The sequence below is a fragment of the Streptomyces sp. NP-1717 genome, from assembly GCF_022695985.1.
Classification (GTDB): Bacteria; Actinomycetota; Actinomycetes; order Streptomycetales; family Streptomycetaceae; genus Streptomyces.
On record NZ_JAAPBF010000242.1, the window covers coordinates 1 to 10,800 of the forward strand.

Below are 10,800 nucleotides of genomic sequence, written 5' to 3' on the forward strand. Positions count from 1 at the left end.
GCCCCCGGCGACCGCCAGCCGCCCGCCGAGTTCGACAACCTCTTCCGCAGCGAGGGCGCCGGCCAGGTGCCGGACGAGACACAGCAGTTGCCGCAGTTCGACCCGGGCGCCGGTCCGGGAGCCGGCCCCGGCAGGCGCAGGGGCGGTCCGCAGGGCCGCGGCCGGCAGGGCGCCCCGCAGCAGGGTTACGGACAGGGTGGCGCACCGCCCCCGTACGGGCAGCCGCCGCGCGGTCCCCAGGAGCCGTCGGGCCCGCAGGGCCGGGCCGCCGGGCGCCGCAAGTCCTCGCCGGTCCCGCTGATCGCCGCGGTCGTCGTCGGCTGCGCCGTCCTCGGACTCGGCGCGGGCTGGCTGATGAGCGGGGACGACGGCGAGAAGCAGGACAAGAACCAGACCGTGTCGTCGGAGAGTTCACCCACGGGCCCCGGCGAGGACGAGCAGCCCGCCGACCCCGCCAAGCCCCAGGCCGAGGAGCTCGACAAGCTCCTCGCCGAGAGCAACGACAGCCGGGCGGCGGTGATCAGCGCGGTCGAGTCGATCAAGACCTGCGACAACCTGGACAAGGCCGTCAGCGACCTCCAGGGCGCGGCCGACCAGCGCCGCGACCTGGTCGCCCGCCTCAAGGAACTGACCCTCGACAAGCTGCCCCAGCACGGCCAGCTGTCGTCCTCGCTGACCCGTGCGTGGCAGGCGTCCGCCTCGGCGGACGACCACTACGCGACGTGGGCGGGCGAGGCGAAGACGAAGAAGGGCTGCAAGGGCGGCAAGGCCCGCACGACGAAGGCGGCCTCCGAGGGCCACGCCGCGAGCGGCGAGGCGACGGCGGCCAAGCGCAAGGCGTCGGGCCTGTGGAACGGCATCGCCTCCAAGTACGGCCTCACGGAACGAGCCCCGACGGAGCTGTGACACCCGCTCGGCCCTCGATCGCCGACCGGGCCGCGTGTTCGCCGTCGATCGCCGGACGGGCTCGAACGAGCCCGTCCCGGCGGGCGGTCCCTGACGGCACGCCCCCGGCGCTACGCGCGGGGGCCCCCGTCGCTCAGGGTGCCGCGGACGTCCACGAAGCCGTCCCTGAGGGAGACCAGCCGGCCTTCGCGGACCACCTGGAAGGTCACCTCGCTGTTCACGATGCGCGGGAAGCCGGGTGAGCCGAGCATGTCCTCGTACCGCCAGCGCAGCGTGGGTGTGAGGCCGCCCGTATCGACCTTCGCGCCCTTGTCCAGCGCGTGCGAGAACGTCGCCGAGGAGATCGTGTCCCGGCCGATCGACTCGACGACCGACTTGAGCGCGGTGTAGGCGATCCATGTCGTCTGCACGCCCGGGTCCGCCGGGTCGATGCTGTCGTCGCCGAACGCGTGCTCACGGAGCACGTCGCGCATCGGCTCCCACGCCGGGTCCGACGCCTGCGGGTACCAGCCCGTGACGTACGCGCCCTCGAAGACGCCCTTCGAGCCGCCCGTGCGGTCCACCAGAGGCTGGCCGACGCTGCCGAGCACCGAGGAGATGCGGATGTCCGCGCCGATGTCGGGGAGCCGCCGGTAGGAGTCGAAGAACGTCTCCGTACGGTCGCCGAGCACCGCCGTGACACAGCCGTCGGACGCGTTGTCGCGCGCCCGCTCCGCCGAGTCGGTGTAGTCGGTGGCGTCCTCGGCCGCGCGGATGTCCGTCGCCTTGTCGTTACCGTCCCGGCCGGTGTCGCCGCCCTTGCCGCCCTTGTTCAGTCCGGAGTTGAGCAGTTCCGGCATCGCGTCGCCGGTGATCGTGTCGGGCCGCACGATGGAGACCCGGCCGCACTCGCCGCCGAGCTGCATGCCGTTGCCGGCCAGGAGCGCCGCCTGGCCGCCGTTGACCGGGTAGGAGACGAAGCTGGAGAACTCGCGCTCGGCGATGCCGTAGCCGCCGAGGTACGGGATCCCGGCCGCCTCCAGCGGTGCCATGAAGGCGTCGCCGTGCTGGCTGTACGAGCCGACGACGGCCGTGACGTCCTTCTCGGCCGCCAGGCGCGCGCAGTCGGCGGCGCCCGCCGAGGTGTTGCGTTCGTTGCAGGTCAGCACCCGCAGCTCGTGGCCGTCGATACCACCTGAGGCGTTGACCCAGCGCGCGTAGGCCTTGGCCATGGCCGGCATGCCCGGCATGTTCGTCGCGGCGGTGCCCTCGGGCGCCCAGGTCATGACGGTGACGGGCTCCCTGGAGCCCCCCGGCCCACCAGGGAGTACGCCGCACCCGGTGACCACCGATGCCCCGGCCGCGACCGTACACAGGACGCGGACCACCGGATTCCGGTGGAAGGGGCGGGGCGGGGAGGAGCGCTGCTGCCTACCGGTCATGTATCCGCACACTTCCGGCCTATGGGTAACTGCCAGGTGGAGCTTGTTCAACCGCGCATGACCGTGAGGTGAATTACGGGGGGCCACGTGATCGCCTGACGGAGGACCGTACGATCGACTCCTGTGCAGCAAGGTTCGGAGAACTCTTCCCGTCGCGGCCGTCGCTCCTCCACCATGGGCGACATGCCGCTCAATGACATTCCCTGGTGGCGCTGGCGCAGCAATGTGCGCTCGGCGCTGCACATGCTTTCCGATCCCGTCTTCCACCAGGAGTTCTGGCTGGCCGGCCGGGAGGGGTACGGCGACGTCACCGACGCCGTGTACCGCCTGGTCGAGGACACCTGGCTGGACAACTGGTCGGCGGAGAAATACGTCGGGACGATCTTCCGTGACTCCGGCGAGGCCGCCCTCGTCGACGTCGCCGTCCTGCGGGTGCTGCGGATCATGCACCAGGTGGGGCCGGACGCGCCGATCTCGGTGTACCTGGAGCACCACGGCTGGCCGGAGGCGGTACGCGCGGCGCGCGAGGCGCACGTACGGCTGGCCGTCAACGACGGCGAGGACCCCGACACGGTGCCGCGCTCGCTGGACGTGCTGCGGATCATGACGCGGTCCGCCTGACACGGTCCGCCTGACGGTCACGACCGGCCCGTACGGGGCCCGTGTGGAATCCTCTGGGGTCATGAGTTCCCCGCAGCAGCCCGCCGCCCGGGCCGACCGGCCCGCCCCGTCCGACCAGTACGTCCTGACGCTGTCCTGCCCGGACAAACAGGGCATCGTGCACGCCGTGTCCAGCTTTCTCTTCATGACCGGGTGCAACATCGAGGACAGCCAGCAGTTCGGCGACCGCGACACCGGGCTCTTCTTCATGCGGGTCCACTTCTCCGCCGAGGTGCCGGTGACCGTGGAGAAGTTGCGCGCGAGCTTCGCCGCCGTGGGGGACTCCTTCCGGATGGACTGGCAGCTCCACCGCGCCGAGGACCGGATGCGGGTGGTCCTGATGGTCAGCAAGTTCGGCCACTGCCTCAACGACCTGCTCTTCCGGTCGAGGACCGGCGCGCTCCCCGTGGACATCGCCGCCGTCGTCTCCAACCACACGGACTTCGCCGAGCTGGTCGCCTCGTACGACATCCCCTTCCACCACATCCCCGTCACCAAGGACACCAAGGCGGCGGCCGAGGCCGAGCTGCTGGAGCTGGTGCGCGCCGAGGACGTGGAACTGGTCGTGCTGGCCCGCTACATGCAGGTGATCTCCGACGACCTGTGCAAGCAGCTGAACGGCCGGATCATCAACATCCACCACTCCTTCCTGCCGAGCTTCAAGGGCGCGAAGCCGTACCACCAGGCGCACGCCAGGGGTGTGAAGCTGATCGGCGCGACCGCGCACTATGTGACGGCCGACCTCGACGAGGGCCCGATCATCGAGCAGGAGGTCGAGCGCGTCGGTCACGAGGTCACCCCGGAGCAGCTGGTGGCGATCGGCCGCGACGTGGAGTGCCAGGCGCTGGCCCGCGCGGTCAAGTGGCACGCCGAGCACCGGATCCTGCTGAACGGCCGCCGCACGGTGATCTTCGGCTAGGCCCTGTCCGGCGGATCTTCGCGGGCCCGGAACGCCTGGCACGGCACCTCGCCGCGTTGTCGGAGTCGTCCAAGTACGTCCAGTACGAGCACGATCCTCCGCCTTGCGATGCACCGCACCAGACGCCCCGGACTCTCCGCGAAGATCCGCCGGACAGAGCCTAGGCCGCCGGCGCCGCGCGGTGATCTTCGGCTGGACCGCCGGCGCCGCGCGGGTTCGGTCCCGTCCGGCGCCGCCGTGTCAGAGCCGGCTCAGCGAAGCCGCCGCGAACAGCACGTCCCGGATCGCCTCGCGGTCGCCGTCCTGGCCGGCCGCGGCCTCCTCCGGCGAGATGTGCCCGGCCACCAGCTGGCAGAACTCGACGCCGTCCAGCGCGACCTGGGCCACCGCGCGCTCCGCCGTGCCCACCGCCGCCGGTGAGTCCAGCGCGATGTACCAGTTCCCGCCGCCCGCGCCCTCGACCTCCAGATGCAGCGAGCGCCCCGGCGACCCCGGCACGACGAGCTGCTGAGCGGGCGCGGCCAGGCCCGCGCGGCGGCGGGCCGCGAGGGCGGACGGGATGAGCTGCGCGGCGAGGTCGATCATCACGTGCAGATGCGGGCCGCTCGGCGGCGGGTACGGGTAGTCCACGGCGTCGGCGATGTCGACGCCGTGGATCCAGCACTCGAAGGCCCGGTCGATCATCGCGTCCCGCAGCGGCAGCGCGAACTCGCCGTACGAGACGGAGAGTTCGGCCACACCGCGCCCCGCGAAGGACACCGTCCTGATCAGCGTGTGGCTCTGGTCGCGCCACGGTTCGCGGATCGTGCGGGTGGGCGGCGGATGCGCCGAACGCCAGAACGCCTCCGTCCGGTCGGTCGGCGACAGCGGCGCCGGCTCGCCCAGCGGGTCGTCGAGTCCCAGCGCCGAAGCGACCAGTCCGTCGACGGTCATGAGGTGCCCGATCACCCCGGCGACCGTGGCCCGCCGCGCGGTGCGCTCCTCCTTCTCGAACCATCTGAGCTGGAGCGGCGCGTGCCACTCCGCGTCGCCGAAGTCGCGCAGCAGCGCGTCGAGCCGGGCGGTCTCGGCGTCGTACGGGGTGGCCCACGCCGGCACCGGGATACGGGCGGCCCTGCGGTCGAGGCAGTTCTCCAGCACCCGTGCGCGCAGCAGCGGAGGGAGATCGAGATTGCGGTCGGCCTGCAACAGGCCGACGGCGTCACGGAGTTTGAGGGCCTCGTCGGCACACGGCGCGCACTCGGTGAGGTGGTTCTCGACGTGCGTCGTCTCCTCGGGCGAGCAGGCCGCCAGGGCCCAGGCGCCGAGCAGGGACTTCAGTACGGAGTGCGAGGGCGGCGGCCCCACGGGCTCCGCGGGCGGACGCGGCGGCGGCGGAGCGTACCGATCCCGGCCGCCGGTCATGTCCCGCTCCCCGGCGGGATCGGGCGGATGGGCGGGCTCCCGCGGTGTGCCCGGGGACACGTCCGGGTCCGGGGCCGGGGACACGTCCGGGCCCGTGCCGGAGTCGACGTCCGCTCCGGAGTCGACGCCTGCCGCCTCGTCTGTCGCATCCGGCTCTTCCGGCTCTTCTCGTTCGCGGCTGGGCTCCGCCGCCCGCGCGGCGCGCGCATGGCTCTCGACGGCCCGGCGCAGCACGTCCGCCGCGGGTGGATCGAGGTCGTCGGCGGCGGTGCGCTGGCCCGGTATGCGCGGGATGCCGCGTACGTCCTCGGGCTCGTCGGGACCGCCGCGGTCTCCGTTCCGGCCACCGTCGAACGGCCCGTTCACAGCGACCGTCCGTTCCCGGGCGGCGAGGAGCCCTCCAGGGGGCGGGTGTTCGCCGAGGAGAGCAGCTGCAGACCGAGCCGCAGCCGGCGCCGCGCCTCGTCCTCGGTGACTCCGAGGTCGGCGGCGGTCTGCCGGTAGTCGCGGCGCTGGAAGTACGCCAGGTTCAGCGCGGCGCGCAGGGGCGCGGGCATGGAGGTGACGATGTAGTCGGCGCGTGCCGCGGCCGACGCCTCGCGGATTCGCTGCTCGACCTCCTCCGCGCTGCCCTCGCCGCTGGCCCGGTGGGCGGCCGTCTCCAGCTGCCGCAGCCGGTTCACGGCCTGGACCCGGGCGAGGTTGGCGATCCAGGACCGCATCGAGCCCTGCTTCGGGTCGAAGACTTCCGGGTTCTCCCACACGTAGCCGAAGACCTCGCGGGTGATCCGGTCGGCGGCCTCGTCGTCGTCGAGCACCCGGTGCGCGAGGCCGTGCACGAGCGAGGCGAAGCGGTCGTACAGCTCACCGAGCGCGGCGGCCTCGCCCCGTGCGAGCCGCTGCTGCATCCGGCGGTCCCAGCGGGGCGGTGTGTCCTTCGCCATGAGACCCCCAGCCCTGTGACTGCTCCGTGACCTGACCCCGCCGTCTTGAATGTACTGGCCAGTGTCATCGAAGTGCGCCCCTTTGCGTCAAGTGCGCCCCTGGAGGCCGCTCGCGATGATAAGGAATTCGGCCCGGCCGGACGGGCTGTGTTTCATACGAGGTCAGTCGGGCAGCCGCGAAGAAGAGGGACGATCTCCGGTACGGAACCGGAGTCTGGAACTCCGTACAGAGTCTCCGGTTCGGTACGAGGGAAGGCCCAGGTGTGACGCTCAAGGTGGAGAAGGACGAGCACGGTCTGTGGACGGTGCTGCGCATCACCGGGGAACTGGATCTCGTGACGTCGCCAGAGGTCCGCCAGCACGTCCACGAGGCCGTCGCGGCCGGCCGCCGTGAGCTGGTGCTCGATCTGTCCGACGTCTTCTTCTGCGACTCCAGCGGTGTCGGCGTCCTGATCGCCTCACGAAAGCTGATGCGCTCCTGCCAGGGGCGGCTGCATCTGATCCTGCCCGCCCACGGCGCGGAGGAGGGCTCCCACGTGAACCGCGTTCTCGCGGCTCTCGGTGTGCGCCGCCTGTTCGAGGTCTACTCGGACGTCTCCGACGCCGTCGACGAAGAGGCGCAGCCCCTCTCCGCCTGAGGCCGGGCCGCCGGACGGACCTGCCGGACAGACCTGAAGCCTTCACACGGCGACCCCCCGGCGTCGTACGCTCCCAGTCATGGACAGCGCAGAGTACGAGGGCAAGATCGCCTCCCGGTTCGCCGCCTTCGACCAGGACGGCAACGGCTACATCGACCGCGAGGACTTCAGCGGAGCGGCAGCGGCACTGCTCGCGGAGTTCGGAGTCACCGCACGATCCGACAAGGGGCAGGCCCTCTACAGCGGGGCCGAGGCCTTCTGGCAGGGCATGGCGGGCATCGCTGACGTCGACGGTGACCAGCGGGTCACCCGGCAGGAATTCATCACCGGCGCCGCGAAGCGGCTGCGTGACAGCCCCCAGCGCTTCGCCGAGATCGCCCGGCCCTTCCTGCACGCTGTGATCGCCATCGCGGACGAGGACGGCGGCGGTGTGACGCCGGCGGCGGCCGAGCGGGTGCTGGTCGTGCTGGGCACGGAGCCGGATGTGGCCGCGCAGGCCGCCGGAGGGCTGGACGGTGACGGTGACGGCCGGATCACCGAGGAGGAGATCCTGTCGGCGTTCGCCTCCTACTACGTGACGCCGGAGCCGTAGACCGCGAGGTGGACCGGGGCCCGGGACCGCCCGGCAGAGCCGGGCGGAGCCCTACCGGAGAGCGTTACTTTGGGTGACGGCAGGGCTTTCGCACATGCCGATACCGGGTTGTGTCCTACGGGCGACCCGTCACGGGCCGGAGTCGGCGGCGGGCTCCGGTACGCTCGCTCGGGTGCGAGCGGTGGTGAGGTACGACGGATCCGGTGTGGCCAGAACGGCGACGCCGGACCGGGGAATGCCCGCCGATCGCGAGGTGGGAAGGCGCCTTGGGCGTCGTTGTTCGACTGGCCGCAGAGTGCGTCGCACAGTATGCCTCACACGTACTCCTTCGCGTTGGAATATGCCCGAAGCGCTTGTTGCGGTGACTGTACGTCAACCATGCTGTCCCACAAGGGAATCACGTTCTGTGACCTTGTCGTGGACCTTGTCGAGGCGCGAGGCGATGTGCCCGCCGGTTCGGATGGTGTGAGCGGTGCAGGTTCTTCAGGTGCAGTTGGAAGTCGGGGCCGATCCGGCGGAGGTGAGCCGGGCCCGCCGGTGGGCGCGGTCGAGGCTCATCGGCTCCGGGATGAACGACGACGAGCCACTGGCGGAGACGCTGATCCTGCTGATCTCCGAGCTCGTCACCAACGCCGTGGTGCACACCGGCTGTCCGGCCGTACTGCGGATGCTCTTCGGTTCCGGGGCCGCCGAGGCCGGGACCGTACGGGTCGAGGTCGCCGACACCAGCGCGCGTCCGCCCAGTCCGCGCCATGCGCAGGGCGAGGACACCAACGGTCGCGGCCTGGAGCTGGTCGACGGGCTCGCCGACCGCTGGGGCTGGCAGCCGGAGGGCTCCGGCAAGCGGATCTGGTGCGAGGTGGACCGGTGCGAGCCTGACGCGACGGTGGAGTACGAGCCCCCGGCGCCCGCACGGAACGGCGGGCCCGGACACTACGCGGTCGACCTGCCGGTGACCGGCCGGTCCGTGGAGCCGGTCCGGGACCGGGTCCGTCCCCCCGCCGGGGCGGACGGCTCGTCGAAGGCCGTCACACAGGCCTGAGGACCGCCGGCCTCGCCGCACGGGGCCCCGCTCCCGCCGCCGACCGCGCGGAACGTGCGCCGGTAGACGGTCGGCGCGACGCCGAGCGCCGCCTGGAGATGCTGGCGCATGGACTGCGCCGTGCCGAAGCCCGCGTCCCGCGCGATCCGGTCGACCGACAGATCCGTCGCCTCCAGCAGATGACGCGCCCGCTCGACCCGCTGCTGGACCAGCCACTGGCCGGGGCTGATCCCGGCCTCCTCGCGGAAGCGGCGCGTGAACGTCCGTACGGACATCGACTCCTGTTCCGCCATGTCCCGCAGCTGGATCGGCTCGTGCAGCCGGGCGAGCGCCCAGGCCCTCGCCGTGGTGGTGGTCGCCAACTGGACGTCGGGGACCGGTCGTTGGATGTACTGGGCCTGGCCGCCGTCCCGGTGCGGCGGGACGACCGTACGGCGCGCGACGTCGTTGGCGACCGCCGTGCCGTGGTCGCGGCGCACGATGTGCAGACAGAGATCGATCCCGGCGGCGACCCCGGCCGAGGTCAGGACGTCCCCGTCGTCGATGAAGAGCACGTCCGCGTCGACCCTGATCCGGGGGAAGGTCCTCTGGAAGTGGGCGGCCGACGACCAGTGGGTGGAGGCGGGGCGTCCGTCGAGGAAGCCGGCGGCGGCGAGCACGTAGCCGCCGGTGCAGATGGAGACCAGCCGGGTGCCGGGGCGCAGACGGGCGAGGGCGGCGGCCAGCTCCTCGGTGAGGACGCCCTTCTCGTAGACCGGGCCGAGTTCGTACGAGGCGGGGACCAGCACCGTGTCGGCGGTGGCGAGGGCCTCGGGGCCGTTCTCCACGAGGATGTCGAAATCCGCGTCCGTACGGACCGGGCCGGGCGGGCGGACCGAGCAGGTGACCACGTCGTACAGCGGGGCGCCCTCGGGGCTCTTGGCGCGGCCGAAGATCCGCTGGGGGATGCCGAGTTCGAAGGGGAGGACGCCGTCGAGCGCGAGGACCACGACACGGTGGCGCGGGCGTGCGGCGCCGCTCGCGGGCCGTGCGTGCTCCCGGTCCGTGCTGTCCGTCATGCGGAAACCCCTGGTGGTCCAGACCTGTACTTGATATCTGTCGACTCCGTGACTGCCAAGCGTCCGACGGACCCCGCCATTCCCGACCCGTCCGGAATCCCCCTCTGGAACCGTAACTTCCGACTCTTCTTCCTCGCCAGGACCGTGGCGCGCTTCGGTGACGGCATGGTGCCCGTCGCGCTGGCGGCCGGGCTGCTCGAAGCGGGACACGGCGCGTCGTCCGTCAGCTTCGCGCTCGGCGCGTGGATGGTCTGCTTCGCCGGGTTCGTGCTCTTCGGGGGAGTGCTCGCCGACCGGTTCACACCGCGCCGGATGATGGTCCTCGCCGATGTGATGCGGCTGCTCGGCACGGCGGGTCTCGCCGTCATCTTCGCCGGGGGAGCGCCGCCGCTCTGGCTCGTGTACACGCTGAGCGCCGTCAACGGGCTCGGTGCCGCGCTCTTCCAGCCGGGCGTGGCCAGCATGCTGCCCGCGCTCTCGCCCGACGTGCAGCGCGGCAACGCGGTGCTGCGGGTCGCCGAGTCCCTGGCGACGATGGCGGGCCCGGCGGCGGCCGGCGCGCTGGCCGGGTTCGGCGGACCCGGCACGATCTTCGCGGTCAACGCGGCGACGTTCGGCATCAGCGGGATCTGTCTGTTCCTGGTGCGGATGCCGACCGTGAGAGCGGTGCGCGGGGACTCGATGCTCACCGAACTGGTCGGCGGCTGGCGGGAGTTCCGCGCGCGGTCCTGGCTGTGGGGCGTGATAGCGATCTGGTCGGTGTACGGCGTCACCGTCCTCGGGCCGATGGTCCCGCTGGAGGCGGTGGTGGTCACCGAGCGGTACAGCTCGGCCATGTTCGGCCTGATGATGACCGTCCACGGGGCGGGCAACGTGGCGGGCGGGCTGCTGGCGCTGCGACTGCGCCCGGCCAGACCACTGTTCGCGGGGACGATCGCGCTGTTCGCGGTCGCGGCGAACCTGCTGGTGCTGGCGTACGACGTCCCGCTGCCGCTGCTCGCCGCCGGGTTCTTCGCGGGCGGTACGGGCTTCGCGTTCTGGCTGGTGATGTGGTCCACGACGGTCCAGACGATGATCCCGCCGGAGGCGCTGAACCGGCTGCACGCGTACGACGTGGCGGGCTCCCTCATCATGCTCGCCGTCGGCCGCGCACTGGCCGGCCCGGCGGCGGAGGCGATCGGCATGCGCGAGGTGCTGGTGGGCGGCGCGGTGGTGA

The 10,800-nt window shown here is 72.0% G+C and carries 10 protein-coding genes and 1 pseudogene; 7 read left to right on the plus strand and 4 right to left on the minus strand.

Translation table 11 applies throughout. The annotated features are described in order from the left end of the window. Positions 1-906 (plus strand): annotated as a pseudogene (locus GXP76_RS30570) (hypothetical protein); the annotation flags it as partial. A gap of 110 nt (positions 907-1,016) precedes the next feature. Here GXP76_RS30570 and GXP76_RS30575 read toward each other — a convergent pair. Next, positions 1,017-2,327, minus strand: coding sequence for an ABC transporter substrate-binding protein (locus GXP76_RS30575; RefSeq protein ID WP_242574866.1), 1,311 nt, complete (start codon positions 2,325-2,327; stop codon positions 1,017-1,019). A 183-nt stretch (positions 2,328-2,510) separates the two neighbouring features. Between GXP76_RS30575 and GXP76_RS30580 the strand changes: the two genes are divergently transcribed. Then, positions 2,511-2,948 carry a hypothetical protein gene (locus GXP76_RS30580; protein WP_242574867.1) on the plus strand — a complete coding sequence of 146 codons (438 nt, stop codon included), beginning with the start codon at positions 2,511-2,513 and terminating at the stop codon, positions 2,946-2,948. A 61-nt stretch (positions 2,949-3,009) separates the two neighbouring features. Continuing rightward, on the plus strand, positions 3,010-3,906 hold the full coding sequence (gene purU, locus GXP76_RS30585) for a formyltetrahydrofolate deformylase (protein WP_242574868.1): 897 nt from the start codon (positions 3,010-3,012) through the stop codon (positions 3,904-3,906). Between the two features lie 240 nt (positions 3,907-4,146). On the opposite strand, the gene GXP76_RS30590 is transcribed toward purU, so the two are convergent. Continuing rightward, positions 4,147-5,676: a maleylpyruvate isomerase N-terminal domain-containing protein gene (locus GXP76_RS30590; protein WP_242574869.1), complete on the minus strand. Its 1,530-nt coding sequence runs from the start codon at positions 5,674-5,676 to the stop codon at positions 4,147-4,149. Beyond that, the gene (locus tag GXP76_RS30595; RefSeq protein WP_242574870.1) at positions 5,673-6,254 is read right to left on the minus strand and encodes a sigma-70 family RNA polymerase sigma factor; all 582 of its coding nucleotides are present in this window, start codon (positions 6,252-6,254) and stop codon (positions 5,673-5,675) included. The genes GXP76_RS30590 and GXP76_RS30595 overlap by 4 nt, the downstream gene beginning before the upstream one ends. 263 nt (positions 6,255-6,517) lie before the next feature. Between GXP76_RS30595 and GXP76_RS30600 the strand changes: the two genes are divergently transcribed. The 3 genes from GXP76_RS30600 to GXP76_RS30610 all read left to right on the plus strand — a co-directional run bounded on the left by GXP76_RS30600 (position 6,518) and on the right by GXP76_RS30610 (position 8,526). Beyond that, positions 6,518-6,892 (plus strand): STAS domain-containing protein, encoded by a 375-nt coding sequence (locus GXP76_RS30600; protein ID WP_242574871.1) that lies wholly within the window; start codon positions 6,518-6,520, stop codon positions 6,890-6,892. A 79-nt stretch (positions 6,893-6,971) separates the two neighbouring features. Beyond that, the gene (locus tag GXP76_RS30605; protein ID WP_242574872.1) at positions 6,972-7,484 is read left to right on the plus strand and encodes an EF-hand domain-containing protein; all 513 of its coding nucleotides are present in this window, start codon (positions 6,972-6,974) and stop codon (positions 7,482-7,484) included. Positions 7,485-7,956: 472 nt separating this feature from the next. Continuing rightward, positions 7,957-8,526: an ATP-binding protein gene (locus tag GXP76_RS30610; RefSeq protein ID WP_242574873.1), complete on the plus strand. Its 570-nt coding sequence runs from the start codon at positions 7,957-7,959 to the stop codon at positions 8,524-8,526. On the opposite strand, the gene GXP76_RS30615 is transcribed toward GXP76_RS30610, so the two are convergent. Then, positions 8,418-9,584: a GlxA family transcriptional regulator gene (locus GXP76_RS30615; RefSeq protein ID WP_242574874.1), complete on the minus strand. Its 1,167-nt coding sequence runs from the start codon at positions 9,582-9,584 to the stop codon at positions 8,418-8,420. The genes GXP76_RS30610 and GXP76_RS30615 overlap by 109 nt on opposite strands. A 48-nt stretch (positions 9,585-9,632) precedes the next feature. On the opposite strand from GXP76_RS30615, the gene GXP76_RS30620 reads away from it, so the two are divergent. Further along, a partial coding sequence (locus GXP76_RS30620; protein WP_242574875.1) for an MFS transporter occupies positions 9,633-10,800 on the plus strand: 1,168 nt, incomplete at its 3' end.

Coding starts and splice junctions, on each gene's coding strand:
- GXP76_RS30575 (WP_242574866.1), bottom strand. CDS start 2,327: ATGACCGGTAGGCAGCAGCGCTCCTCCCCGCCCCGCCCCTTCCACCGG.
- GXP76_RS30580 (WP_242574867.1), top strand. CDS start 2,511: ATGCCGCTCAATGACATTCCCTGGTGGCGCTGGCGCAGCAATGTGCGC.
- purU (WP_242574868.1), top strand. CDS start 3,010: ATGAGTTCCCCGCAGCAGCCCGCCGCCCGGGCCGACCGGCCCGCCCCG.
- GXP76_RS30595 (WP_242574870.1), bottom strand. CDS start 6,254: ATGGCGAAGGACACACCGCCCCGCTGGGACCGCCGGATGCAGCAGCGG.
- GXP76_RS30605 (WP_242574872.1), top strand. CDS start 6,972: ATGGACAGCGCAGAGTACGAGGGCAAGATCGCCTCCCGGTTCGCCGCC.
- GXP76_RS30615 (WP_242574874.1), bottom strand. CDS start 9,584: ATGACGGACAGCACGGACCGGGAGCACGCACGGCCCGCGAGCGGCGCC.